Source organism: Enterococcus sp. AZ119 (assembly GCF_050546175.1).
Lineage (GTDB): Bacteria > Bacillota > Bacilli > Lactobacillales > Enterococcaceae > Enterococcus > Enterococcus faecalis.
Map to the genome: position 1 here is coordinate 2,728,648 of NZ_CP172951.1, position 25,567 is coordinate 2,754,214.

The following is a 25,567-nucleotide window of genomic DNA, read 5'->3' on the forward strand; positions in this document are numbered from 1 at the left end:
CAAAAAAAGAACGAGAAGAAAAATGGCCGCTTTTTCTTCTCGTTCTTTTTATTCTAATTCGTTTACCGTTTCTACTCCAAAAACAGCAACCCAATCTTCCTGAAAATCAGTTACTGCTTTTTGAATGGCGGGCATTGCCAAGCCTTGTGTCACGAGTTCTGGTGCGATAGTGACCGCTTGCGCCCCCATTTGACAGGCTTGATTAATTTGTGCCACGTTTTTAAAACTAGCAGCTAAGATCTTACTCTTTGCGTTCGTCCGTTTAATTTCTGCAGCTAAATGCTCAATAACCTTTTGAGAATCAATTGTTAAATTCTCCATCCTATTATAATAAGGCGCTAAATAATCTGCACCTGCCGCAATCGCTAGATAACCTTGAAATTCTGTATAAATAGCGGTTGCTGTTATCCGATAATTTGCCTGCTTTAGTTGTTTGATGGCTGCCAAGCCTGCTTCATTGACTGGGATTTTAATGAATGTTTCTTGGCCTAATTGTTGTACAATGGTTTGGGCATCTTCTAGCATCTCTTCTGTCGTTTGACCGACCACTTGGACGTGCAAACTCGCTTGTCCAATCGTTTTTTTGATTTCTTTCATCTGCGCAAAGAAGTCAATTTTTCCTGCTTGTTTAACAATACTGGGATTAGACGTCACGCCTGCCAGTGGTAAAATTTTCTGATACTTTCGAATAGCCTCAAGATTAATTGTATCTAGCATAAATTCCATCTTTTACGTTCCTCCCTTAAACGATAATTATAGAATAGTGATTGTTGTACCAACAGTTATTTCAGGAATAGCTTTTTCTTCAACATATAATGTACCTGGTAATTCAGGTGTTGTTGCGCCATCAAATTTAATAGTAATGTGACCCAATGTGTCTAAATTAGTTAATACTACCTCGCCTACAGCGGTAATCTGGTAAGTTTGTTCATCAATCACTAACGTTTGCTTGTCCGTAATCGCTTCTGTGACTGGCTGAACCTCAATGTTATAACAATAATCTGCTAAAGCATCTGGTGCATCTTTTCCAAATAAGATGACCATTTTTTCTTCTTTAAATAATTCGGCTTCTGGTCCAATAGACTGAACCTTTGTTGTAAATACTGACATTTCCCATCCTCCAAAAAAATTTTTTAACTATACAATCCAAAACTTGCTAACCAAGCAACTAGTACTCGAGGGGCACCATTTAAGAAACGAGAATATAAAACAGAAGGGACCCCGACTTCAACGGTTTCAGCTTCAGCTTCTTCCAAGCCTAAGCCCACGGGAATAAAGTCGCACGCGTTTTGTGTATTAATAGCAAACAATGCTGGTAAGGCTAGTTGTGGCGGAATGTTGCCTTTCCCAATTTCCACACCAATTAACGTACCAATTACTTGGCTGATTACTGCTCCAGGACCTAATAAAGGAGAAAGAAACGGCAGAGAACAAATAAAACCAATAATTGTTAACCCCACAATGTTTCCTGCCAATGGCGCCATGATATTGGCAAAAAATTCACCAATTCCTGAACCTTGAATCACACCAATTAATAAAGAAACAAATGCCATAAACGGAATCACTGTGTTGATCATCGTTTGTACGCCTTCACGGGCTGATTGGTTGAATGTCGCTACAACTTTTCCTGCACCCATACCAATTTTCGCAACAAAACTTTGTTGTTCCGCTTTTTGTTCAGTAATTTTTTTACTTGTATCATATTTAAATTCTGTTTTTTTCGAGGTGGGCTTTTCTGTATCAGCAGCAGCTTCTTCTGATGTCAATGTAATCTGTTTCGGGCCTACAGCGGAAACATAAATTGTCTCATTAATGTATTGTGCTAAGGGACCACTTTTGCCAGTTGGAACAACGTTAATAGTAGGAATTCCTTTTTTAGGATAAATTCCGCAACGAAGAGTGCCTCCACAATCAATAATGGCTAATGCGATTTCATCATCTGGAATCGATGTCTTAAAACCATTGACCGCTTCCATTCCTGTCAATTCTACGATTTTATCAACAATTGCGGGTTTCTCGCCGCCACCTGTAATGTAAATAAATTTATGTTTTTCTTCTGTCGGTGTAATCACTAAGGGCCCACCATAACCGCCATTTCCTTTAACTACCTTAATACTATTGTACGTCATCGCACCTTGCTCCTTTCTAATCCACAGCAATCTCTACTGTTTTACTAAGGGTAATTCCTTGTTGTTTGCAAACATAGGCGGTAGTGAAATCGGTAACCCAACCGCCAATAAAATTCATTAATATCCCTACAAACATATAGCGAATCGCTAGGTCCATCGAATTTAGTCCTAACGTATCAATCCCTTGCGCAATCCCTAACCAAACGAACAATTCACCAGGATTAATATGAGGGAAAACCCCATTACTGGTATGACAAAATTGCGCTTGTGCAGCATAATAGCTAGGTTTATAGTATTCTGGTAAAAATCGTGCCATCGTAAAGGACATTGGATTGCCTAACATAAAAGCGGATAAAAAAGGCAGCACTAAATACCGCGTAACAGGATTTTTGGCAGAAAGTTTGGCTACTTTGGTTACTCTTTCTTCTCCTAGAAAAGCAATTAAAGTATTCATAGCTACCATTAACATCAAAACAACAGGTACGATGCCTGTCATCCAAGAAATAAATGTTTCTGCTCCTGTTTGGAAAAGGTGCATAAATCCTTCCGCAAATTTTGTAATATAAGACATTACTCGACACTTCCTTTCAATTTTGTTTGTACTTTATTTTTCCATAATTGCCATTGAATTTTGGCTCCATTAAGCGGCGTTAATGGTTGTGTTTCTTGATAATTGCCAAGCTCAACACGTAAGTAAATTTCTCGTGCATTTTCCATCGCTTGTTGGGTTAATTTATTTTCCTTTTGTACGAGTGGATGGTAATGATCCATATAATGAATATCCTCGTTCACGTACTGAGGTAAGGGATGAAATTTAGCTAGAACGGTGACACCTTGCATCTTTCTAGCGGCTAAGATTTTCCCTTGCGAATCCACAGCAAACAAGATAATCGTGCCTGCTTTTAACTTCCCTGCACGTCGACCAATCGCGACTTTCCCTAATTGTCGCAATTCTTGGTAGTTTTGATTAAAGTGTTTAATCTGTTTCATTCCCATAGCTATCTGAACGAAGTAAGCTGTTAAAAAAAGCGCCCCGAATACGTAGATAAAACTCATATGATAATCCCCTTCCTTTGCATCCACTCTTTAACCGCTAAAACATCTCGTTGCTTCCGTAACTCATTACGTAAACGTTCGTCTCCTGCGATTGTAAACAAGCGGTCATATAGTTGTAGTAACTCTGCTTCAACAGTGGCCGTCAGCTCTTCTGGAATACCCAACAGCAAAATAACATCAACTTTACCTTCTGGTGTAACCAGTGATTCTTCAAAAACCCCAATCGATAAAATAATCGTTGGTAAGGCTTGATTAATTGTATGGGGAAAGGCAATCCCCGATTCAAAAATAGTTGTTTGTTGATCTTCTCTAGTAAAAATTCGTTCGATAAATTGGGGATCTACTAATTTTTCTGCTTCTAAATCAGCAATCATTTTCTGGATATTCGCTCGGTAACCTTGAGTATTCTCTAATAATTGATAGGTCATATGAATATTTTGAGATTCCACGGAACGAATTTCTTTTGCTCTCTGCCACTCATTTCTGAGCCAAGTATCGTTAAATAAATTAGTTAAATGGATCATCGGTGTTTGTGGTCGAATATTTTTTAAGGGAATGGTTGTAAAAATAGCAAAATATTGATTCAATTCTCTTCTCTCTGCCTCTTCTTCAGAAAAATGGGCAATCTGGACGTCTGGACCCAAAACTTTTTCCAATTGCCGCTGAATAATCAAGGCCGTTCCATGACCTGTACTGCAGATTACAGCGATTTCTTTTTTGGCTCCCGCTTCATAGTTCCCTCTCAATGCTAGCTCAAAATACAAAGCGAGATACCCAAATTCAACCGTCGGCACACAACGATTTAACAAACGGCCCAATTCTTGCAAGCCAATCTTGGCTAATTCATAGGCCAAAGGATATTGTCGTTCAATTTCTCCGTAAAATAAATCGTGACATTCCACATGAAAAACGAGTCGATTCATCACGTTGCTTAAATGATCTTTCATTTCTGAAAACAAGAAGTCCTCATCAAATTCAACAACAACTGAATGATGAATTTTTTTCATCATTTTTTGAAAATAGTCAGCTAAGAGTCCTTCATCAGCCAATAAAGAATTACGAATATGGTTTGTGTTGATGTTAAAAGGAAAGCTGATAAAGGAACGTTCCCATTGGCTTAACGTTACATTATAGGTTATTTCCAAGTGATACATCAGTTCTTCAATCTGCTCGTTATGACGAACATAATCAACATATTCTGGTGGTAGTTCCGTAATGAGTTTTCCAGCTAAAACACGCTGCAAAACAATTGAAACCACTCTTCGTAAAAGAAAACTATCTTGTTTCGCTAGTCTTGTTTCTTTGATTATTTTTTGTATCATTTGTTTGGTAGTTTCATGAAGAAACTGTTCTTCAAAATATTCTTGGACGTAATTCACATGAAGTAAGCGTAAATCAAACTCTTTTCCTTCTAAATGAATGCCACGGTTTGGCGTACCTACAACCGCAACCTGCCAAGGAGCAATCAGCTCTTTCATGCGCTTAATGTCTTTATTAACTGTGCCGCGACTAACGGCGAGTTCTTCGGATAAATCATAAGTTGAAATAAATTGATCTTCTTCTATTAATCGTTTGATAATGTAGGAAACACGCTTGCTTGAAGAATTAAAATCAGATTCCCTTTTTAGCCGTCCAGACAAAACCTCTTCAAAACCTTCAAAGTTATTGATTTCTAACTGAAAGAGATTTTCCTTCTGAATAATTTGGGCGATACCGATTAATTCATCATTCAATGTATCAATGTTTTTACGAACTGTTTGAGGACTTGCGGCTAATTTCTCTTGCAATTCCTGTAAGCTCATTCCTTTGTGATCAACTAGTAATTTTATTACTTGGTACCATCTATTTACTAGCGTCATTTAGTTTTCCCACCTCTATCCTCTTGTTTTACCTCCAGCTACGTTTGTGGTGATGCCTGTAATATAGCTTGAACGGTCTGATAAATAATAGCATACTAAGTCAGCGACTTCATGGAGTTTTCCGCTACGACCTAATGGAATCGTACTTGTTTTTGAATAACCTGCTCGCAATTGCTCAACAGAAATATTTCGTGTATAAGCCAATGCTTCTTCGTATGCTAAAGTGCGCAAGCCCGTTTCTTCCATAATACCTGGCGCAATCCCCACGACACGGACGTTTGATTTTCCTAACTCTTTAGCCCATGAACGTGTATAACTGCTGACCGCTGCTTTCGTTGCAGCGTAGGCGCTTTGCCCTTCGGATCCTTCTAATCCAGCTTCTGAAGACATATTAATAATGACACCTGCTTGTTTTTGTACAAGAATCCGGCCCACTGCTTGGCTCATTAGGTAGAGCCCTTTTTGATTGATGGCTACAATTTTGTCGAATACCTCATCCGATAATTCATAAGGCCCATGAGGATGATTTTTATCCACCAATAGACGAGGAATATTGATTCCGGCATTATTTACTAGGCCATCTACGGTTCCAAATTTTTCCACCACTTGAGCGACACCAGCTTCTACTTCTGCTCGAGAAGTTACATCGACTTTCACAAAGAGTAAATGCTCATGTTGCGTTTCTGATGCTGAAATATCAAAATTAGCGACATAGACCTCTTGCGCTAGCAAGCTTTCAACAATGCTGCGACCAATACCAGATGAGCCTCCTGTAACAATCACTACTTTTCCTTTAATTCCTAACCAATCTGTCATTTGTTCCACTCCTATCATTTGTTTGCGCTTTCAGTATAGGTCAGTTTGTGAAATTATTTAAGACAGTCTTTTTTTGCAGTTTAGAAAAAAAAGTAGACTAATTCAAAACAAAAAAGCAGTTGCTTCTTCACAATCAATCATCCGTGAAGAAGCAACTGCTTCAAATTTTTATTATCCTTGCACTTTCGCGATTTTTCCTTGTTCGATGTAGACCATCAAAATGCTAATGTCAGCGGGGTTCACACCGCTGATACGGCTTGCTTGGGCAATCGTTTCTGGTTGGATTTTTTGTAGTTTTTGTTTTGCTTCTGTCGCCAAGCCGTTAATCGCTTGGTAATCGATGTTTTCTGGAATGCGTTTTGCTTCCATGCGTTTTAGTTTCTCAACTTTTTCCATGGCTTTTTTAATGTAGCCTTCGTACTTGATTTGAATTTCTACTTGTTCAATCACTTTTGGATCGAGCGCCTCTTCAGGTGCGGGAATAAATTGAGCGACTTCTTGATAACTGATTTCTGGGCGTTTCAGAAAATCTCTAGCTAAAATACCATCTTTTAAGCCAGCAGCGCCTTTGGTTTCCAAAAATGCTTGCACTTCTTTGGTTGGTTTAATCCGATGTTTGCCTAAGCGGGCAATTTCCGCTTCAACAGCCGCTTTTTTGACTAGATAGGCGGCATATTGTTCTTCTTTGACTAAGCCAATTTCATGACCCATTTCTGTTAAACGTAAGTCCGCATTGTCATGTCGTAAAATCAAACGATACTCCGCACGTGACGTTAATAAGCGATAAGGTTCGTTAGTGCCTTTTGTAACTAAATCGTCAATCATGACGCCAATATAGCCATCACTACGTTTTAAAACAAGAGGCTCTTTGCCTTGAATTTTCAATGCAGCATTAATTCCTGCCATCAAGCCTTGACCAGCAGCTTCTTCGTAGCCACTAGTTCCGTTCGTTTGACCTGCTGTATAAAGATTCTCAATGACCTTTGTTTCTAATGTTGGGCGTAATTGGTGAGGGACTACCACATCGTATTCAATGGCGTAACCTGTACGCATCATTTCTACTTTTTCTAATCCTTCAATAGAATGAAGCATTTCTGTTTGGACATCTTCTGGTAAAGAAGTAGATAAGCCTTGGACGTAAACTTCTTCGGTATTCAACCCTTCTGGTTCCAAGAACAATTGGTGTCTTGGTTTGTCTGCAAAACGAACAATTTTGTCCTCGATGGATGGGCAATACCGAGCGCCCACACCTTCAACAATCCCAGTAAACATTGGGGCGCGGTGTAGATTTTTTTGAATAATTTCATGTGTTGTTTCATTCGTATAAGTTAACCAACAAGGTTCTTGGTTTTGATTGTAGGCACTATCTGGCGTGCTGTAACTAAAATGGTTGGGTTCTTTATCGCCTGGTTGTTCCTCTGTCACAGAATAATCAATCGTACTTGATTTTACTCGCGGCGGCGTTCCTGTTTTAAAGCGATCGATTTCTAAACCTAATTCTTTTAAATGATTGGCTAAACCAACGGAAGGTTGTGAATTGTTTGGTCCTGATGAATATTTTAATTCACCAATAATAATTTCGCCACGCAAGGCAGTACCGGCAGTAATCACCACTGCTTGACTACGGTATGCGGCACCTGTTGAAGTTACAACACCACGACAAACGCCATCTTCCACGATTAATTCTTCAACAATCCCTTGACGAAGGGTTAAATTTTCTTCTTTTTCAATGGTATGTTTCATTTCTGTCGCATAGGCATGTTTGTCAGCTTGCGCGCGCAGCGCACGCACTGCTGGACCTTTACCAGTATTTAGCATCCGCATTTGGATGTAGGTTTTATCAATGTTTTTACCCATTTCGCCGCCTAATGCATCGATTTCTCGGACAACGACTCCTTTGGCAGGTCCACCAACAGAAGGGTTACATGGCATAAAAGCAACCATATCTAAATTAATTGTTAAAAGTAACGTTTTAACGCCCATTCGTGCGGCTGCTAAGGCTGCTTCAGAGCCAGCATGTCCAGCACCGACGACAATAACATCATATGATTCTGCTTGATATTGATTCATAAAAAATTCCTCTCTTGTCTTATTTTCCTAAACAAAATTGACTAAATAACTGTGTAATTAATTCATCTTGGACACTATCGCCGACGATTTCCCCTAAATAATCCCAACAACGGGTCATATCAATTTGAACTAAATCGACTGGCATACCTGCTTCGATGCCGTTAATCACTTCTTGTAACGAAAGCGCTGCTTGATCCAGCAAAGCAATATGACGTGTATTAGAAATATAGGTAGCATCTTTTTCGCCTGTTTGGCCGCCAAAGAAAAGATCAGCAATTTTCGCTTCTAACTGGTCTAAGCCTGTGTTTGACAACACCGAAACGGATAAAATTTCTTCTGCAGGGACTAATTCTTGTAATTCGTTAGGATCCAGTTTTGTCGGTAAGTCCATTTTATTTAAAAGAATAACGCGTTTTAAGCCTTTCGTTGCTTCCAACAGTTGACGATCTTCCTCTGTCAATTCTTCGCTTTGATTTAAGACTAACAAAATTAAATCCGAATCTGCTAACGCTTTGCGGCTACGTTCGACACCAATTCGTTCCACAATGTCTTCTGTTTCGCGAATCCCCGCTGTATCAATTAATTTTAAAGGAACGCCGCGAACGTTAACGTATTCTTCAATGACATCACGTGTCGTTCCAGCAATATCTGTAACGATGGCTTTTTCTTCTCGTAACAGATGGTTTAACAAACTGGATTTCCCGACATTTGGTCGGCCAATAATTGCTGTACTTAGACCTTCTCGCAAAATTTTTCCTTGTTTAGCGGTCGTTAATAATTGTTGAATCTGCGCTTTCACAAATTCGGCTTTTTCTAAAAGTAATTTCGTGGTTAATTCTTCGACATCATCATACTCTGGATAATCGATATTAACTTCTACTTGTGCTAAAGTATTTAAAATTTCTTGTCTTAATGAACGAATTAACGCCGACAAGTTACCATCCAATTGATTCAATGCAACATTCATCGCTTTATCTGTTTTAGCACGGATTAAGTCCATCACTGCTTCTGCTTGTGAAAGATCCATTCGGCCATTTAGAAAAGCACGTTTTGTAAATTCCCCAGGTTCGGCCATTCGTGCGCCTTCACGTAACAGTAATTGCAGTAGTTGGTTCACCACGACAATGCCGCCATGACAGTTAATTTCTACCACGTCTTCTCTTGTAAATGTTTTCGGTGCCCGCATCACAGAAAGCATGACTTCATCAATCAATTGATCGTTTTGCGGATCAACAATATGACCATAATGAATCGTGTGCGTGGGGACTTTAGCTAAATCTTTAGTGCCTGACCGATAAACTTTGTTTGCAATAGCAACTGCTTGCTCGCCACTTAAACGAACAATACTAATCGCACCTTCACCTGGCGGCGTAGAAATCGCCGCAATTGTATCAAATTCCATTGTAGCTGATTGCATAATTAGCTTCCTTTCTTCATAACAACAAAAAAAGCGCCCACTCCTCCTGCATTAAAAAATTCAGGTTGGATTTAGCACTTTCACTGCTTGTTCCTTCGATTTTCTGAAAATAGAATAGCACATTTTATTCTATTTGGCAATTTTTCTTCATTAAATGGAACGAGAAAACGTATCATTGAGTGGGGAATTCTCAACAATACGTTTTCTCATCTATAGGAATTAAAGGAGAGAGCTAGTTTTTACGTTTGCGTTTGATGATTCCCATGCTCGCAAGGAGTGCGACAAAGGCGCCAAACAAACTTGTTGTCACGGCTGAAGACTCTTTTTCACCTGTGCTAGGTAAGAAGCCTGTTTTCCCGTGATTTCCAGTGCCATAACTGATGGTGCTTAGTTTAGGGTGGTAGCCACTACCATTTGTACCGAGGCCATTGCCTAGTGAACCTAAGCCAGAACCTGTTGTGCCTAAACCAGAACCTCCATTTGGATTTGAACCTGTGTTTGAACCATTCCCATTATTCCCGCCAGTTGCGCCATTGTTTCCTGTATTGCCGCCTGTATTGCCGTTATTTCCGCCAGTGTTACCATTGCCTCCTCCAGGATTCGTTGGGTCGGTTGGTGTCATGAAGGTTGTAGCCGTACTGTAATGTCCTGCGCCATCGGTAGCTGTCGCAAGTAAACTTTGTTGAGCAGTCGCTTGTCCCGCTGTTAATTGGATAGCGAAGTTGCCTTCAGCATCGGTGGCACCTACAGCAATCACACTTCTTAATAGTCGGTTACTAATTTGAATGATTCGGTTTGGTTCAGCTGTTCCTTTGATGAGGTAGCCGGCTTTAGACGTTCCTAAAACTGAAGAAACAGTTGGTGCCGCAATTTTAATTTCTGGTTCTCCCGTAATATCGGCTGGCGTCATAAATGTGGTTTTAGGACTCACATTTCCTTGTGTATCTGTTGTTAGTGCGGTTAACGTTTCTTTTTCTGTTGCTAACCCTGCTGCAATATGAACGGAGAAGGTACCTCCAGTAGTTGTATTGCCACTTGCCAATAATTGTTCACTGCTATTGTAAAATTGAACCGTGACATTTGGATCAGCAGTTCCAGTGACTGTATAGCCATTGGCTTTGTTTCCTTCAACCTTCGTAATAGTTGGCGCCGCTAAAACAACATCCGCTGGAATAACGGCTGTAGCTGGTTGACTTTCATTGCCAGCGCCATCTTTGCTAATAATCGTAATCGTTTCTCCTGGTGTCACTACGCCAGCTGGTAGAGTCACCGTATATTGGCCGGTTTCGTTAGCAGTGGTAGCAGCAATGATGGTTCCGTCTGCGTCACGGACATCAATAGTGGTTTTGGGCTCCGCCGTTCCAGTGATTTCGTAACCTTTACTAGAATTTCCGGTAATAGAATCAATGGTTGGTGTGGCTAAGTCGGCTGGTGTAGTTGCTGTAGCCGGCTGACTTTCTTTTCCTGTTGCATTTTTCGCTACGACAGTTATTGTTTCGTTAGCTGAGGCCTTCCCTGGCTCTAAAGTCACTGTGTATTTGCCATCAGTTCCAGTAGTTGCCACGCCAAGGACTGTGCCATCGGCGTCACGCACCTCAACTGTTGTACCAACTTCTGCTGCTCCTACTACTTGATAGCCGTTTGTCGTGCTACCAGTGATTTTGTCAACAGTAGGTGTCGCGACTGGTGCATCTGGATCAGCAGGTGTTTTGAAAGCAGTCGGATTACTTTCTTTCCCAGCAGCATCTTTCGCAATGGCAGTTAAGGCTTCGTTAGCTGTTGCTGTGCCCGTCGGAAGAGTGATTGTAAAGGCGCCAGCACCATCAGTCGTTCCCGTAGCAATAACTAAACCTGCTTCATTGTGAATCTCAATGGTGACATTTGGCTCTGCCGTGCCGGTTACTTGATACCCAGTGGCAGTTGTTCCTGTAACAGTCGTCACAGTTGGTGCTGCTACGGTTGCATCTTCAGGGACCGTCACTTCCGTTGGTTGACTTTCATTGCCGTCACCGTCTTTTCCAACAACTGTTAATGTATCACCAGGATTAGCGGCTCCCGCTGGAAGGTCCACAGTAAAGTTTCCTTGATCATCCGTTGTCGTTGTACCAATAATTGTTCCATCTGGGTTCCGCACTTCAATGGTGGTATTAGGGTCCGCCGTCCCAGTGATTTCATAACCAGTTGTTGAATCTCCAGTAATGTCACCAATTGTTGGTGTGGTAACATCAGCGGGTGTCATAGCTGTAGTTGGTTGACTCTCAAGTCCAGTATCATTTTTAGCAACTACATTCACTGTTTGTTTAGCTGTTGCTTTTCCTGAAGCTAACGTCACAGTATATTGGCCAGTCGGTCCAGTTATTGCGGTGCCTAAAACTGTTCCGTCTGTTGCACGAACTTCAATGGTGGTGCCAAGTTCAGCGGTACCTGTCACTTGATATCCTTGTGTTGTATTCCCAGTAACTTTGTCGACACTTGGCGGTGCCACTACTTCATCTGCTGGTGTTTGGAAGGTTGTCGGTGTACTTGTATTGCCAGCAGGATCTTTGGCTAACGCTGTCAATGTTTCATTCGCATTTGCCGTCCCAGCTGGAAGGTTCACGGCAAAGGAACCAGTCCCATCGGCAGTCCCTGTTGCAATCACGTTCCCATCTGCATCACGAATTTCGATGGTAGCATTCGGATCAGCGGTGCCTGTCACCTGATAACCAGCAACTGAATTACCTGTTACTCCTGTTACAGTTGGTGCTGTAACCGTGGCATCAGCAGGAACAAGGACTTCAGTCGGTTGACTTTCATTTCCCGCGTTATCCTTTCCAATCACTGTTAACGTATCCCCAGGATTGGTCGTTCCCGTTGGTAGCGTTACAGTAAAATCACCATTCGCATCAGAGGTACCTGTGCCAATGACTGCCCCAGATGGATCACGAACTTCGATTGTTGTGTTAGGGTCTGCTGTTCCTGTAATTTCATAACCCGAACCAGAGTTGCCTGTGATGTTATCAACTGTTGGTGCAGTGACATCAGCTGGTGTTGTCGCCGTTGCTGGTTGACTTTCCGTGCCACTAGCGTTTTTCGCTACAACGCTCAGCGTTTGATTTGCTGTTGCTGTTCCTGGATCTAAAGTCACTGTATATTTTCCGTCAGTTCCAGTTGTTGCAGTACCAAGGACCGTGCCAGCTGCATCGCGAACCTCAATGGTGGTGCCAACTTCAGCAGTCCCTTTGACCTCATAGCCTTTTGTTGTACTACCTGTTACAGTCTCAACAATTGGCGTCGCTACGGGTGTATTAGGATCCGCTGGCGTTTGGAACGTTGTTGGCGTACTTTCTGTGCCGCTGGCGTTTTTCGCTACGGCGGTTAACGTTTCATTAGCACCTGCTTCACCTGCGGGAATGGTAACTGTAAATGCCCCTGTCCCATCGGCGGTACCTGTACCTATTACGGTGCCTCCTGCATTTAGGATTTCAACCGTGGCATTGGCATCAGCGGTGCCTTTGACCTCGTAACCTGCCGTTGAATTACCTGTCACTCCTGTGATTGTTGGTGCGGTTACGGTTGCTTCATCCGCTGGTGTTTGGAACGTTGTTGGCGTACTTTCTGTACCGCTGGCGTTTTTCGCTACGGCGGTCAATGTTTCATTGGCGCCTGCTTCACCTGCGGGAATGGTAGCTGTAAATGCCCCTGTCCCATTAGCAGTACCTGTACCTATCACGGCACCTCCTGCATTTCGGATTTCAACCGTGGCATTGGCGTCGGCGGTGCCTTTGACCTCGTAACCTGCCGTTGAATTACCTGTCACTCCTGTGATTGTTGGTGCGGTTACGGTTGTCTCATCCGCTGGTGTTTGGAACGTTGTTGGCGTACTTTCTGTGCCGCTGGCGTTTTTCGCTACGGCGGTTAACGTTTCATTCGCACCTGCTTCACCTGCGGGAATGGTAACTGTAAATGCCCCTGTCCCATCAGCAGTACCTGTACCTATCACGGCACCTCCTGCATTTCGGATTTCAACCGTGGCATTGGCATCGGCAGTTCCTTTAACTTCGTAACCTGCCGTTGAATTGCCTGTTACTCCTGTTACGGTAGGTGCGGTTACTTCACTAGTAGTACCTGCAGCAAAATAAATGTTGGATACACCGTCTGCTGTTGCTAATAAATTAACGTCTAAAAGATCTGTTTGAACGACTGTTCCTACAAAACGAGCATCTAAATTATTGGATAAATTTTGAGGTGTTGAAACGGTAGTTGGTAAAGTAACCGTAGTTGCGCCTAGTAAAGAAGCATCCACTAACTCATTCACACCTGAACCACCAACCGCTAATAAAGGCAAAGCACCTGAAACAGCCACGTTTACCGTGCCTTTGACAGGAAGCAAGGCTGCATTTATGGCTGTGGCGACAAGATTACTTGGGATACTGGTTCCTTTTGCCTCCAAAGCTTGAACTGCCGCATTCAAATCTTGTAAGATGTTTGAAACATTTTGGGCTAAAACTAACCCTAAACCATCACTAATTGGTGCGCTAATGTATGAGCCGTCAGCTGCTAACGTTTCCGGAGCTGTAAATGAAGCAGCACCTAAGTTTTCAATGTTATTCACTAATTCCAATTGACGATTCACTTCCGTCAAATCAATATCAACACCAGTTAAATTCCCTAACGCTCCACTGGTAATTTGAGTAATCACATTGGTTAAATCATTGGCTGCATTCAAAACGGCAGTCAAAAAAGTAACTTTTGAAAGATCAATCGTAACGTTGGTATTGATTGCTGCGCTGCCTGCTGCAGCTACATTTCCTCTTAACTCAGGAGGAACCACTAACACCGCTTGTTTTTGTCCACTAAACACAGCGGAAGCATCTGCTAAAGCGCCACCAGAAACCGTGAAATTAACTGGTTGATTTTGGTTTGCGGCTGTCCAACGATTACTCGTTGAAGTGCCACTGTCATTATTTGACGTAACATTTGATAATAGTTCGATATCCAAGACCGCTGCTGATGCACTGATTGTGCCAGAGGTAACAGCTATACTTACAGGGATTGCTAATGACGTAAATAATAAACCACTTGATATTGCTAAATTAAGCATCTTGCGTTTTGTCCATTTTTTATGCTGACTTTTCCGATTAAAATCCTCAACAATTTTCTTTTTCATCTGATCGTCCCTCTTTTCTTTAAAATAAACGATAAATACCAAGATCATTAGCTTCCCCTAGTTGTTCATCTCCCCCTTTAGCGATTTAAATGGATTTAACACCTGCAGTTTAGTACATTTCCTCAGCTTTTCAAAATATAATGCTGTGAATTTTTATATAAAAATTCATTTGATAACAAACATCCTGGATATGTTAAAAAACTCACTAATTCATTAGTGAGTTATTATACAATGAGAGGAAAATGAGGAAGTTTATACATTTCTCCTCAATCATTAAAGATAAATAAATTATTTTATTATAACTTATCGTTTGATAAATCGATAATTAAATAACGGAAAATTTTTTTATTTTTTTGAGAAATTCCACTATTATTTTTTCTGCTTCTTTGACTGTTTTTATCAATTTTATGGCTGTAAGTCATAAAAACTTTACATCAAAAAAATGACTCTAATCTATAACAATTTTTTCTGTTTTTAAGATTTTTTTATGAAATTTTTTATATTAAAAAAATTTCATAAAAAAAGGCGACAGCCGTTTTTGAACGAATGCCGCCTTTTAGATAAACAAAAACCTGATTCTAAAAGAATCAGGTTTAGGAAAAGCAAATCAAGATTCGCTTCAACTGTTTATCATCGTATTTGTATACTCTGATAAGAATGATTTCGTAATAAAATATACTGTGTTTCGTGGTATTTGTCAATCGCTTTCTTGAATTCTCTTGAGACCTTTCCATAGGCATATAAGGTCAAAATAACTGACCAAATCAGCGTTGTAACTATCTTTTTAATTAAGGGGTCAGCCAATTTAATTTCATTAGTTTATCTAAAAACACCACCAAAATTAAAGCATCTGCACTGCCACCAATACTCCAATTTTTTTCTTTGAATAAGTGATTCAATCTTTCTAAGCAAAGGGTTCCCCGTAACGTTTGTGTCCCCCCTAAAGCAAAATATTCCTGGATTAACGGTTGATATATTTCAAAAATTTGGACATTTTGACTTCGTTTAATCAAATTCGTATCCTCAACATAGAGCGATAAATAAAGGAGCGTATCAATGAGTTTTTGTTGTTGTGTGCCTTGATGTTTTTGATAATAAGGCACTCCCTGTTCAAAGACAGCGGGATAACCTTGTTGCGCCTCACCACGGATTCCAGTCAAGCCATGCTGAACAAATAGTCGTTCACCCCAAGTTAGTTTTTCTAGCTCATTCGTAGCGAGGTTTTCAAAGTCAGCCAATAAGTCTTGCGTCATTGTTTGAAGCGTTTGTTGAAACAATTGTAAGGTGCAAGGGGTCTCCCAAATCATTAAACGACCACAGATAGCTAAAAAAATACCTAGAGAAAAAATCGCTCCTTTATGTGTATTGATACCTTCTGTTGCCTCAAACATTGCTCGTTCTGCTTCTAAACCAACTTGTCGAATCGCGCGAAATGTTGCCTCAATCGGCAAATGACGTAGCTCTGTCCCAGCTTGAACGAAGGTTTCAAAATAAGGAGTCAAAACCACACTACTTTCTAAAAAAGTGAAAACATCCATATCTTGATGGGCGCCTGCATCGACTGGATCCACCAAGCCTGGTTTATTTAAACAGGTCACTTCATAGAGTAGTGCCAATTGTGCTTGCTGCGCTAATTTACTCCTTGCTTGCTTTGTCATTGCCTTTTACGTCCCTTCTTCTGCCGTGGTCTTTTCTTGTTTTATATAGTCTAGTACAGCATTAAAAACCGTGTCAACTACGCCGCCATCAAATACATTAGGTATAAATTTTTCTGCTGTGGGTTCTGAAATCATAGCGGCCAAGCTTCGTGCTACTGTCATTTGCAAACCGACATCGACTTTTCTGCCTTTCGCTGCCAATAACCCTTTAAAAAGACCTGGAAAAGCTAAAATGTTGTTCACTTGATTCGGATATTTGGAAGAACCAGTTGCTAATAAACGGACGCCATTGGCTTGGGCGAGGTCTGGTTCAATTTCTGGTTTAGGATTTGCTAAAGCAAAGATAATTGGGTCTTGGTTCATTGATTTAATCAGGGCTGGCGTTAGCACATCCGCTTCTGATAAGCCTAAAAAAACATCCTGATTGACGACAGCGGTGGCTAAATCTTTGTTTTCTACTGATGGTTTTATTACCTGTCGAAGCAAAGCACGTTGGTAAGGATTCAATGTCGGGTCTTCTTCTCTTAAAACACCTTGGCGATCTACTAAGGTGAGATGCGTAATCCCCGCTTGAATACATAACTTAGCGGTCGCTACACCAGAAGCTCCAACTCCGTTAATCACCACACGTAATTCATTTAAAGGTTTTCCTTTAATTTTAGCTGCGTTAATTAGCCCAGCTAAAACGACAATGGCAGTGCCTTCTTGGTCATCATGATACACAGGAATGTTCAAACGTTGTTGAAGTTTTTCTTCAATTTCAAAACATTTTGGTGCAGAAATATCTTCTAAGTGGATTCCTGCAAAACTATTTTGTAAATTTTCAATTGTTTGAACCATCTCGTCAACTGATTTTTGTTCCAGTGCTAAAGGAATAGCATCGACCCCCGCCAAATTTTTATAAAGTAAAGCTTTGCCTTCAACAATTGGCAAGCCCGCTTGCGTGCCCATATTGCCGAGACCCAGAACAGCTGACCCATCTGTAATAACCGCAATTAACTTACCACTAATGGTCCACTCGCGCGCTAATTCATGATTTTGAGCAATCATTAAACTCAATTCTGCGACACCAGGTGTATACATTTTGGCTAAATCATGATGGTTTAACACCGCTTCTGTTGCTTCAAGACTTAGCACACCAATATTTTTTTGATGAATTGCTAGAATTTCTTCTAACACATTGTCACTTCCTTTCACGGGCTGCCTTTTTTCTATTTGATGAAGCAAGGGTTTGAACAACCGTTATCGTCGCTCAAACCCTTGCTTCTTTATACATTTGCGGAGCACTTGCCCGTTCTATTCTGGCAAGTCAAGTTTGACTGTCACTTTCTGTAACGGTACATCGTAAAAAGGATCTTCACGACGTCCTAAAAAGTCTTTTCCTTGTTGCGGGAACATCGCATATAATAGGACATCCTCTTCAGATTTTGCGTATTGTTGGATTTCCTTTTCTAAACTATGCAACTCTGGTTTCAATAAATCCGCTGGTCGACAAGTAATTACTTCTTCATCCCCAATGATTTTTTGCTTAATCTCTTCTGCGATAGGTGCTGGTGATTTGCCATATTCTCCGCGCACATAATCTTTGATTTCATTCGGTATTAAGGAATATCTTTCCCCAGAAATCACATTCATTAAGGCTTGTGTTCCAACCATTTGTGAAAGCGGCGTAACTAGTGGTGGATACCCTAAATCTGCTCTTACTTTAGGTACTTCAGCTAAAACTTCTTCATATTTGTCTTGTAAACCTTGCTCCGTTAATTGACTTAATAAGTTTGATAACATACCACCAGGCACTTGATAAATCAAGGTTTTCGGTTCCGTATCTTTAACTTTAGGGTTTAAAATGCCTTCACTTCTAAAGCGATCACGAATCGGATTGAAATAGTCAGCAATCTCTGTTACTTTTTCCATATTTAAACCTGTTTCAAAGCCTAAATCTTCTAACGCAATGGCTACAGATTCTGTGGCTGGTTGACTCGTACCGCCAGCGAAAGAAGAGATAGCTGTATCGATGATATCCGCACCTGCTTCAGCAACTTTTAAATAGGTCATCTCAGAAATACCACTAGTCGCATGCGTATGCACCTCTAAAGGTAAATCAATGGCATCTTTCATTTTGCTCACTAATTCAAAACCAGTTTGTGGCGTCAAAACGCCTGCCATGTCCTTAATACAAATGGAATCCGCTCCTGTTTGACTTAATTCTTTGGCTAATTTTACAAAGTAATCGATGGTATGAATTTCACTCGTGGTATAAGAAATCGCTGCTTGACAGTGTCCGCCAGCTTCTTTTGTTGTTTGAATTGCTGTTTGTAAATTACGGACATCATTCAAGGCATCGAAAATACGAATAATATCAATCCCATTTTCAACTGATTTTTCGACAAAGGCCCGCACCACATCATCAGCGTAATGACGATATCCTAGTAAATTTTGTCCTCGTAATAACATTTGAAGTTTGGTATTTTTAACTTCTTTGCGAATTTGGCGAAGACGTTCCCAAGGATCCTCGTTTAAATAGCGGACACAGGAATCAAACGTTGCCCCGCCCCACATTTCTAATGCATGAAATCCTGCCTCGTCCATTGTTTTAATAATCGGCAGCATATCTGAGGTTGGCATCCGTGTTGCAATTAAACTTTGTTGTCCATCCCGTAGCACCGTTTCTGTAAAACGAATTTTTTTACTCACTTGGCTGCTCCTTTCGTGTCAAAATTATTTCTGTTATTTTTTCTTGCATTGCTTCAAGACTGTGACGTCGATTTCGTCCACAGACTTTCGCCTCTTCTTGGCACATAAAACAGCGCCGTGGTGGCAAGCCTAAATCTCCTCGATGAAGGCTTTTTAGCTCCTCATTTCCCCATAAAACATCTAGGTCCACTAAACGACCATAAGGATGTGTTTCTTCAATTTTGACCATTCTTTGTTTTAATTCTTGTGGGGCTAACGAAACCGCCAAATAATATTCAGGCCCTGTCTTTTCATTCCGGTAAAAATTAACAATCGGTACTTGATCCAGCAATTGTTGCTCGACTTCGTCAATTACTTCTAAAAAAACAGCCGTTAAGGTGGGCGAATTTTTTACTTCTCCAGGAATATTCATTGTGGCAGATAAGAGACTAGCTTCTGGTGCTGTTTCTAACAACTCCTTCTGTGTAGCAGCTCTTTGTTCGCGAGCATCCAACATCTCTAAAAGTGTTACTTTTTCCCCATTAAACATTGCGTACCACATCAATTAGACTACCATCTCGGTATTCAATTAACGCAACAACTTTGTCTCCATATTTAATTGGTTCCGGGGTGCCAACAATGTTGTAGGCTTTGTCTTTCAACTCTTCTAACGTAAACTGAGGAACATCTAAGGTTTTAAAACAATCAATTAAGTCTGTTCTTTTTGGATTGATTGCAATGCCAACTTCTGTTACTACGACATCGACACTCGTACCTGGTGTAACGACTGTATTTACTTGCTCAACGATTGTTGGAATCCGTCCACGAACAAGTGGTGCAATCACTAGACTCATTTTACAAGCCATACTTGTATCGGAATGTCCGCCAGAAGCACCACGGATGACACCATCTGAACCAGTAATGACATTTACATTAAAATCTGTGTCCACTTCTAAAGCAGATAAAATAGCTGTGTCTAATTGATTAATAACCGCCCCTTTGCTAAGCGGTGAAGCATACATATTGGCATCAATTTCATAATGATTGGCATTTTCCCCTAAAGAAATAGCTGATGGATGATCAAAGTCTTGGACGTCAATAATTTTTTCTACTAAGCCTTCTTCCAAAAGTTCCACCATTGCATTCGTAATTCCGCCTAAAGCGAAACTTGCTTTAATGCCATCTTTAAGCATTTGTTCTCTCATGAACCGCGTAACTGCTAGTGAAGAGCCACCTGTTCCTGTTTGGAATGAGAAGCCTTCTTTGTAGTAAGGAGAATGTGTAATTATTTTTGCGGCATATTCAGCAATCAATAATTCTTTAGGATTCTTTGTAAAACGTGTTGCGCCTTTGGCAATTCCATCTGGATCACCAATTGCATCAATTTCTACCACATAATCAACATCTGTTTGTGGAATACTGATAGGGGTATTAGGATATGGTACTAATGTGTCAGTAATGATGACCACTTGATCCGCATATTTTGCATCGACCATCGCATATCCAAGAGAACCACAGGTAGCTTTTCCTTTGGTTCCATTCGCATTTCCATAAGCGTCTGAACTTGGTGCACCTAAGAAAGCTACATCAATATGGATATCGCCTGCTGCTACTGCCCGTGCCCGGCCACCATGTGAACGAATCACCACAGGATTTTCCATGATACCTGCTGAAATAGCGGCGCCTACTTTATCTCTCAAACCTGAAGAAGTAATGTTGGTGACTACTCCATTTTTAATGTGTTCGATCAAAGGTTCATGAACATTTGCAATTGAACTAGGTGCAATCGAAATGTTTTTCAGCCCCATGGCGGCAATCTCGGCTAAAACTAAATTCATCACATAGTCTCCTTCACGGAAATGGTGATGGAAAGAGACGGTCATGCCATCTTTCAACCCTGTTTTTTCAATTGCTTCACGAATACTTCCTAAAAGTTTTGTCTCCCGAGGTTTCACTGGTTTAATTGCTCGGCTCGCTTCTTGATAAGCATCAATGTGTGCTAATTCTCCTTCATAAATGCTGTATTGCTCTGCATAAGATTGAGGAATGTCTTTGCCTACTTTATTTACTACCATGTCTATATTTCCTCCTCGGTAATTAATTTAGCCGCCAATGCTAACGCAATGACCCGTTCAGCTCGTTCAACAATTGGTTTATCAACCATTTTTCCATTTACGGAGATAACACCGGAACCTTTTGCTTCGGCTTCCCGAATGCCCCAGATTACTTCCTTAGCATTCTGGATTTCTTTTTCTGTTGGCGCATAAATAGTATTAACTAATGGGATTTGACGAGGGTTAATCACCGATTTCCCATCGAAACCTAGCTGTTTAATCAAACGAACTTCGGCTTCAAAGCCTTCCGTATTGTCTACATCTGAATAGACCGTATCAATAGCTGCAATCCCAGCTGCTCGAGCGGCATGTAAAATCATGCTACGAGCAAAGAATAGTTCTTGGCCATCTGGATGGCGCCGTGTTTTCATATTGGTAACATAGTCTTCGGCGCCTAACGCGATGCCAATCAAGCGAGTTGAACTTTTGGCAATCGCGGGCGCATTTAGAACACCTTCGGCCGATTCGATGGCAGCCATCATTTTCGTTGTTCCTACGGGAATGTCATTTTGCTGTTCTACTTCTGTAATGACTGCCTCGACATCAATGATATCTTGGGCTGTTTCTGTTTTTGGTAAACGAATCACATCGACACCAGCTAAGACCATTGCTTCAATATCTTCTGCACCACCAGCATCTAAAGCATTGATCCGAACAACAATTTCAATATTGCCATAATCGAAAGTTTTCAAAGCAGAATGGACTAAAACACGGGCAGAGTCTTTTTCTTTTAATGAAACTGCATCTTCTAAATCAAACATGATTGAATCTGCCCCATACAAAGGTGCATCTCTTAGCATTGCCGCGTTCGCTCCAGGGACAAACATCATTGTTCTTCTTAAACGTTCCATGAGTCCAACTCCTTCCAATCATACGTTTCTTTTTCAGCGCCTCGATGTAAAACTGTAATCATCCGAGCTTTGATTGTACAATCTAATGCCCCTTTATCAATCGCCTTGACCGCAACGCCTTGGACATCTAAATGTTCCAAAGTTGTCGTAATCACCTGACGAATTTGATTGCCAAATTGTTTTTCGACACTACTTTCTAATTCAATGGTATTTTCTGTTGATTCAATGGGTTGGACGGTAATCATAATATCACTTGATTCTACTGTCCCTGCAGTAGCATTTTTGATAATCTTCACTTTCTTCACCTCATTAGTTTCTTGTGTTCTACTAAGTATTGATAACTTGTTGCTGGTAAAAACTTCTTGAGTGTCTCTTTGTCGCCTTCAGCCATCGCTTTGCGAACTTTCGTCGCACTAATCAGCTCTCCATCACTCGCTAATCGCGGGACAATGGTTAGCGTTATCGTTTGTCCGAAAACTTGTTGCATTGCTTGATTGTAGACATCGGTCACTTCTGAATAAGGCTCTTCTCCCACATAACGTTGCTGAATTTCAAGTATTGGCGCAATTCTTTCTTTAAATAACGTTGCATCAAGCGTTGCTTGAATTGCAGCTACCTCTAATGGCGCTTTTTTTTTCAAAAAATAGGTAGGAAAAGTCGCAGACGAAACTAAGTAATCTTCTGTAGATAGGACTGTCACATTGGGTAAATGGGCGACCCCTTTTTGCACCATTGCGAAACGTGCTTCTTTTGAAAATAGCGATTTATCTTCAGATAAAACAAACACATAAACGTGTGGACTTTCTTTGGCTGCTTTTTCGACTAAGTACTGATGGCCTTTCGTAAAAGGATTTGCATTCATGACAATGCTACTGGCTGGCCCTGCTTTTTTATGCTGTGTCAGGTAATCAAGATAATCGGCAAAATCTGGTTTGCCTTGCTCCATAAATAGCACCTCTTGATTCGCAACCACTTTTTGAAAGCCTAGCGACTGAAAAATTTGTTCATTTTTTGGTTTTGTATACAAAAAACTGTGTAATTGGTTTTCTTCTCTCAGTTTTTCAAGTAGATGAACCACCAATTGGGTTAACAAATTTTCAGATTGATATTTTTTACAAACGGCCACGCACTTAATCGTTTTGCCTGAAAGCGAGCCAGAGGCGATTAATGCTGTGTCATCATATATGCCAACGGTGTAATCAAGTGCTTCTGTCGTTTGCAATTCGGCTTTTTCCATTAATTCGCGCCAAGCTTGATAAGCTTTTTTATCTTTTTGCAACCAGATTCTTTTCATTGTATATACGCTGCTCACAGCAATAACCTCCTTTATTTTTTAATTGGAAATAATTTTGTTAGTAATTTAGATGCTAGATAAATGATAAATAAAACAACGAAAACGCCGCCCCAACCAAAACCTAACAGTTCAAAAGCAATTTTTAAATCTTCCATGTTAACAGACATGTATTCGTTCTCCTTTCCGTCCTATGTTAAAAAGGCTAATAGTAAGCCACCAGCAATTACAGAAGCGATTTGTCCTGAAACGTTGGCACCAGCAGCATGCATTAAAATAAAGTTTTGTGGGTCTTCATCTGTAGCCATTTTTTGAATGACCCGACTAGACATTGGGAAAGCGGAAATACCCGCAGCACCAATCATTGGATTGATTTTTTCTTTTCTAAATAAATTCAAGAATTTAGCAAAAAGTACGCCGCCGACTGAGTCCATAATAAAGGCGACTAACCCTAAGCCAATAACCATCAACGTATCGACTTTTAAGAACTCTGCATAGTTCATGCTAACGGAAATAGATAGTCCTAGCAAGATACTAATAATATTCACCAATTCATTTTGAGCTGTAATGGATAAACGATCCAAAACGCCACATTCTCTTAATAAGTTCCCAAACATTAAGAAACCAACTAATGGTAATGACACCGGCGCAATTAACCCTGCGACAATCGTAATAACAACCGGGAAAAGAATTTTCGCTGTTTGAGAAACTTCACCGGCCCGATAAGTCATACGGATACGACGTTCGGCTTTCGTCGTCACTGCTTTAATCGCTACTGGTTGAATAATCGGAACTAACGCCATGTAGGAGTAAGCGGCAACCATTATGGCCCCCATGTATTTTGAATGTAAGGTATTTGCTACGAAAATAGACGTTGGGCCATCAGCGGCACCAATAATCCCAATCGAAGCAGCATCGTTTAAATCAAAACCTAATAAAACAGCCATAATAACTGTAAAGAAAATCCCAAACTGTGCAGCGGCACCAAACATCAACATAAACGGATTTTGTAACAATGGACCGAAATCAATCATTGCCCCAATCCCAATAAATAATAATAACGGGAATAATTCTGTTTTTATTCCAAAATCAAAAAGAACATTAAACGGACCTGGCTCGCCGCCAGCGCTCAATACGCCGGAATTAGGAAAGTTCACTAAAATCGTTCCTAAACCCATCGGCACTAAAAGTGTTGGTTCATACTCTTTTTTTATTCCTAAATACATTAATAGTCCACCAATCAGCATCATCACAATGCGTCCTGGTTCTTGGCCCATTCCTATAACACCTTGAATCAGTGTCTCCACACAAATCACTTCCTCTTCTTAAATTAATTCTAGTTAATTGTTATTAATGGTTCCCCTGGGTTCACAATTTGGCCTTGGGTAACATGAATTCCTGTTACCGTACCTGCTTTTCCTGCAACGATTTCATTTTCCATCTTCATTGCTTCTAAAATTAACAATGGTTGGTTCTCAGACACCGTATCACCAACATTGACTAATACTTTTAACACAGTTCCTGGCATTGGCGCAGGCATTGCATCTGCTCCTGCTGGGGCGGCTGGCTGTGCTGCTGGCGCTGGGGCTTCTTCAACAGCAGGGGCTGGTGTTTCTGTCGTAGCAACTGGCGCTGTTGGTTGTGGCGCAACAGGTGCTGGTTGTGGGACGCCACCGATTTCTTCCATCTCGACTAAATATTCTTTCCCATCAATTGAAATTTTAAATTTGCGTAACATAATGATCCTCCTCAAGGTTTTGTTTTGAAATTCTTTTGACAACTAGCTGAGACTCTTCTGAAAGCTCTGCAGCTATACTGGCTGCAATAATGGCAACTTCTTTTGCTTCTGGATTTCGTTTTGCGATTTTTTTGATAACAAAACGACTTTCTGGAAACTCTCCTGCTGCGATGGCAGTGGCCACAATACTTACCAATTGATATTCTTTTGGCTCAGCAGGAATATATGCTGGTATATCTATCCATCGCTTTTCCAAGTTATCCGCTTCACGTTGGATAACGCTTTCATTAATCTCGGTATCCTGCGTGTGTTGCTCTTTCTTGAATAAGGACTTAAATAGGCCCATATTGTCTCTCCTTTCACTAATTCTTGGTATACGTTCATTATAGAAAAAACCGTTAAAAAACCTAGTGAAAACACTAGCTCAGATTGTTCTTTTATTGTTTATTTTGTGAAAAAAACTCTGTAAACATTGGTATATAAGCATTTATCAGCCGTTAAGATTCTATTAATATTATATTAAGTTATTAATAAGAATTTGATTGTTGAATTGTTTTTTTGATGTTCTTTTTGTTTTAGGCTATTTATTCTCTGCGAAAGTTTGTATATTCTCACACTATAGACAAACACAAAAAATATTTTTTGTTGTAAACCAGAATACTGTGAAACATTTCTCATGGCTATTCTTTTTTATTAACACCGGTTGTTAACGCTTACAAAAAAGTTCTAAAAAAAGAAAGGAAGAA

At 40.5% G+C, this 25,567-nt stretch carries 22 protein-coding genes; all 22 read right to left on the reverse strand.

Annotated elements, in window-relative coordinates; translation table 11 throughout:
- Nucleotides 1-48 precede the first annotated feature (48 nt).
- The 22 genes from IGL37_RS13195 to IGL37_RS13300 all read right to left on the reverse strand — a co-directional run bounded on the left by IGL37_RS13195 (nucleotide 49) and on the right by IGL37_RS13300 (nucleotide 25,167).
- The gene (locus tag IGL37_RS13195) at nucleotides 49-726 is read right to left on the reverse strand and encodes a fructose-6-phosphate aldolase (RefSeq protein WP_002368741.1); all 678 of its coding nucleotides are present in this window, start codon (nucleotides 724-726) and stop codon (nucleotides 49-51) included.
- A gap of 27 nt (nucleotides 727-753) precedes the next feature.
- On the reverse strand, nucleotides 754-1,110 hold the full coding sequence (locus tag IGL37_RS13200) for a PTS glucitol/sorbitol transporter subunit IIA (protein ID WP_002355981.1): 357 nt from the start codon (nucleotides 1,108-1,110) through the stop codon (nucleotides 754-756).
- Between the two features lie 23 nt (nucleotides 1,111-1,133).
- Nucleotides 1,134-2,129: a PTS glucitol/sorbitol transporter subunit IIB gene (gene srlE, locus IGL37_RS13205; protein ID WP_002355982.1), complete on the reverse strand. Its 996-nt coding sequence runs from the start codon at nucleotides 2,127-2,129 to the stop codon at nucleotides 1,134-1,136.
- A gap of 16 nt (nucleotides 2,130-2,145) precedes the next feature.
- Complete coding sequence (gene srlA / locus IGL37_RS13210) at nucleotides 2,146-2,700, reverse strand: PTS glucitol/sorbitol transporter subunit IIC (RefSeq protein ID WP_002355983.1); 555 nt, start codon at nucleotides 2,698-2,700, stop codon at nucleotides 2,146-2,148.
- Nucleotides 2,700-3,185 carry a transcriptional regulator GutM gene (locus tag IGL37_RS13215; RefSeq protein WP_002355985.1) on the reverse strand — a complete coding sequence of 162 codons (486 nt, stop codon included), beginning with the start codon at nucleotides 3,183-3,185 and terminating at the stop codon, nucleotides 2,700-2,702. The genes srlA and IGL37_RS13215 overlap by 1 nt, the downstream gene beginning before the upstream one ends.
- A complete protein-coding gene (locus IGL37_RS13220; protein ID WP_033918167.1) occupies nucleotides 3,182-5,044 on the reverse strand; it encodes a BglG family transcription antiterminator in 1,863 nt (620 codons plus the stop codon). The genes IGL37_RS13215 and IGL37_RS13220 overlap by 4 nt, the downstream gene beginning before the upstream one ends.
- Nucleotides 5,045-5,059: 15 nt before the next feature.
- A complete protein-coding gene (locus IGL37_RS13225; RefSeq protein WP_002355987.1) occupies nucleotides 5,060-5,860 on the reverse strand; it encodes an SDR family oxidoreductase in 801 nt (266 codons plus the stop codon).
- A gap of 171 nt (nucleotides 5,861-6,031) precedes the next feature.
- A complete protein-coding gene (gene mnmG / locus IGL37_RS13230) occupies nucleotides 6,032-7,930 on the reverse strand; it encodes a tRNA uridine-5-carboxymethylaminomethyl(34) synthesis enzyme MnmG (protein WP_002355988.1) in 1,899 nt (632 codons plus the stop codon).
- A gap of 19 nt (nucleotides 7,931-7,949) precedes the next feature.
- Nucleotides 7,950-9,347 (reverse strand): tRNA uridine-5-carboxymethylaminomethyl(34) synthesis GTPase MnmE, encoded by a 1,398-nt coding sequence (gene mnmE / locus IGL37_RS13235; protein WP_002355989.1) that lies wholly within the window; start codon nucleotides 9,345-9,347, stop codon nucleotides 7,950-7,952.
- Between the two features lie 232 nt (nucleotides 9,348-9,579).
- The gene (locus IGL37_RS13240; RefSeq protein ID WP_202583907.1) at nucleotides 9,580-14,544 is read right to left on the reverse strand and encodes an Ig-like domain-containing protein; all 4,965 of its coding nucleotides are present in this window, start codon (nucleotides 14,542-14,544) and stop codon (nucleotides 9,580-9,582) included.
- Nucleotides 14,545-15,284: 740 nt separating this feature from the next.
- Nucleotides 15,285-16,154, reverse strand: a complete 870-nt coding sequence (citG, locus tag IGL37_RS13245; protein WP_002355991.1) for a triphosphoribosyl-dephospho-CoA synthase CitG — start codon at nucleotides 16,152-16,154, stop codon at nucleotides 15,285-15,287.
- A gap of 6 nt (nucleotides 16,155-16,160) precedes the next feature.
- On the reverse strand, nucleotides 16,161-17,333 hold the full coding sequence (locus IGL37_RS13250) for an NAD(P)-dependent malic enzyme (protein WP_002355992.1): 1,173 nt from the start codon (nucleotides 17,331-17,333) through the stop codon (nucleotides 16,161-16,163).
- 117 nt (nucleotides 17,334-17,450) lie between these two features.
- A complete protein-coding gene (locus IGL37_RS13255) occupies nucleotides 17,451-18,848 on the reverse strand; it encodes an oxaloacetate decarboxylase subunit alpha (RefSeq protein WP_002355994.1) in 1,398 nt (465 codons plus the stop codon).
- Nucleotides 18,841-19,377, reverse strand: a complete 537-nt coding sequence (citX, locus tag IGL37_RS13260; protein ID WP_002386428.1) for a citrate lyase holo-[acyl-carrier protein] synthase — start codon at nucleotides 19,375-19,377, stop codon at nucleotides 18,841-18,843. Before citX ends, IGL37_RS13255 begins: the two co-directional genes overlap by 8 nt.
- The gene (citF, locus tag IGL37_RS13265; protein ID WP_033918165.1) at nucleotides 19,370-20,902 is read right to left on the reverse strand and encodes a citrate lyase subunit alpha; all 1,533 of its coding nucleotides are present in this window, start codon (nucleotides 20,900-20,902) and stop codon (nucleotides 19,370-19,372) included. The genes citX and citF overlap by 8 nt, the downstream gene beginning before the upstream one ends.
- Nucleotides 20,903-20,904: 2 nt before the next feature.
- Entirely contained in the window at nucleotides 20,905-21,792 is an 888-nt protein-coding gene (gene citE, locus IGL37_RS13270; protein ID WP_002355998.1) for a citrate (pro-3S)-lyase subunit beta, read from the reverse strand.
- Complete coding sequence (citD, locus tag IGL37_RS13275) at nucleotides 21,780-22,088, reverse strand: citrate lyase acyl carrier protein (RefSeq protein ID WP_002355999.1); 309 nt, start codon at nucleotides 22,086-22,088, stop codon at nucleotides 21,780-21,782. Before citD ends, citE begins: the two co-directional genes overlap by 13 nt.
- Before the next feature lie 5 nt (nucleotides 22,089-22,093).
- Complete coding sequence (gene citC, locus IGL37_RS13280) at nucleotides 22,094-23,086, reverse strand: [citrate (pro-3S)-lyase] ligase (RefSeq protein ID WP_033918164.1); 993 nt, start codon at nucleotides 23,084-23,086, stop codon at nucleotides 22,094-22,096.
- Nucleotides 23,087-23,118: 32 nt separating this feature from the next.
- A complete protein-coding gene (locus tag IGL37_RS13285; RefSeq protein WP_002356001.1) occupies nucleotides 23,119-23,253 on the reverse strand; it encodes an OadG-related small transporter subunit in 135 nt (44 codons plus the stop codon).
- A gap of 21 nt (nucleotides 23,254-23,274) precedes the next feature.
- Entirely contained in the window at nucleotides 23,275-24,390 is a 1,116-nt protein-coding gene (locus tag IGL37_RS13290; RefSeq protein ID WP_002383526.1) for a sodium ion-translocating decarboxylase subunit beta, read from the reverse strand.
- A 29-nt stretch (nucleotides 24,391-24,419) separates the two neighbouring features.
- The gene (locus IGL37_RS13295; protein ID WP_002363547.1) at nucleotides 24,420-24,821 is read right to left on the reverse strand and encodes an acetyl-CoA carboxylase biotin carboxyl carrier protein subunit; all 402 of its coding nucleotides are present in this window, start codon (nucleotides 24,819-24,821) and stop codon (nucleotides 24,420-24,422) included.
- Nucleotides 24,805-25,167: a hypothetical protein gene (locus IGL37_RS13300; protein WP_002356004.1), complete on the reverse strand. Its 363-nt coding sequence runs from the start codon at nucleotides 25,165-25,167 to the stop codon at nucleotides 24,805-24,807. The genes IGL37_RS13295 and IGL37_RS13300 overlap by 17 nt, the downstream gene beginning before the upstream one ends.
- Nucleotides 25,168-25,567 lie beyond the last annotated feature (400 nt).

Excerpts from the sequence above, each read along its gene's own strand:
- IGL37_RS13195 (WP_002368741.1), bottom strand. The coding sequence starts at position 726 with ATGGAATTTATGCTAGATACAATTAATCTTGAGGCTATTCGAAAGTAT.
- IGL37_RS13200 (WP_002355981.1), bottom strand. The coding sequence starts at position 1,110 with ATGTCAGTATTTACAACAAAGGTTCAGTCTATTGGACCAGAAGCCGAA.
- srlE (WP_002355982.1), bottom strand. The coding sequence starts at position 2,129 with ATGACGTACAATAGTATTAAGGTAGTTAAAGGAAATGGCGGTTATGGT.
- srlA (WP_002355983.1), bottom strand. The coding sequence starts at position 2,700 with ATGTCTTATATTACAAAATTTGCGGAAGGATTTATGCACCTTTTCCAA.
- IGL37_RS13215 (WP_002355985.1), bottom strand. The coding sequence starts at position 3,185 with ATGAGTTTTATCTACGTATTCGGGGCGCTTTTTTTAACAGCTTACTTC.
- IGL37_RS13220 (WP_033918167.1), bottom strand. The coding sequence starts at position 5,044 with ATGACGCTAGTAAATAGATGGTACCAAGTAATAAAATTACTAGTTGAT.
- IGL37_RS13225 (WP_002355987.1), bottom strand. The coding sequence starts at position 5,860 with ATGACAGATTGGTTAGGAATTAAAGGAAAAGTAGTGATTGTTACAGGA.
- mnmG (WP_002355988.1), bottom strand. The coding sequence starts at position 7,930 with ATGAATCAATATCAAGCAGAATCATATGATGTTATTGTCGTCGGTGCT.
- mnmE (WP_002355989.1), bottom strand. The coding sequence starts at position 9,347 with ATGCAATCAGCTACAATGGAATTTGATACAATTGCGGCGATTTCTACG.
- IGL37_RS13240 (WP_202583907.1), bottom strand. The coding sequence starts at position 14,544 with ATGATCTTGGTATTTATCGTTTATTTTAAAGAAAAGAGGGACGATCAG.
- citG (WP_002355991.1), bottom strand. The coding sequence starts at position 16,154 with ATGACAAAGCAAGCAAGGAGTAAATTAGCGCAGCAAGCACAATTGGCA.
- citX (WP_002386428.1), bottom strand. The coding sequence starts at position 19,377 with ATGTTTAATGGGGAAAAAGTAACACTTTTAGAGATGTTGGATGCTCGC.
- citF (WP_033918165.1), bottom strand. The coding sequence starts at position 20,902 with ATGGTAGTAAATAAAGTAGGCAAAGACATTCCTCAATCTTATGCAGAG.
- citE (WP_002355998.1), bottom strand. The coding sequence starts at position 21,792 with ATGGAACGTTTAAGAAGAACAATGATGTTTGTCCCTGGAGCGAACGCG.
- citC (WP_033918164.1), bottom strand. The coding sequence starts at position 23,086 with ATGAAAAGAATCTGGTTGCAAAAAGATAAAAAAGCTTATCAAGCTTGG.
- IGL37_RS13285 (WP_002356001.1), bottom strand. The coding sequence starts at position 23,253 with ATGTCTGTTAACATGGAAGATTTAAAAATTGCTTTTGAACTGTTAGGT.
- IGL37_RS13295 (WP_002363547.1), bottom strand. The coding sequence starts at position 24,821 with ATGTTACGCAAATTTAAAATTTCAATTGATGGGAAAGAATATTTAGTC.
- IGL37_RS13300 (WP_002356004.1), bottom strand. The coding sequence starts at position 25,167 with ATGGGCCTATTTAAGTCCTTATTCAAGAAAGAGCAACACACGCAGGAT.